Annotated in this window: 1 protein-coding gene; it reads right to left on the minus strand. The window is 30.6% G+C overall.

Annotated elements, in window-relative coordinates; all coding sequences use genetic code 11:
* Positions 1-235 (minus strand): hypothetical protein (locus FS802_RS31985; protein WP_483296245.1); only part of this gene is annotated, 235 nt, incomplete at both ends.

Genomic DNA, 235 nt, shown 5'->3' on the forward strand with positions numbered 1-235 from the left:
TAAGATGAGGAATAAGTTGTTTTTGTTTTATTGGATCTCGCAGCATATCTTTAATTTTAATAGCTAAGTCGTCATAACTTTCACCTTGTTGTGCTAGGTGAGATACTTCATGTAAGCGTGAAAGCTGATTACCGAACATATTAATTTGTGAATCTGTCAATTTATAAAAATTATTCTGTTCGGATTTATGCTCAATACTTTTTGATTTTTCTTTAAACGTGAAGTGAATGTGTGT

This window comes from Bacillus sp. DE0042 (assembly GCF_007680225.1).
Lineage (GTDB): Bacteria > Bacillota > Bacilli > Bacillales > Bacillaceae_G > Bacillus_A > Bacillus_A wiedmannii.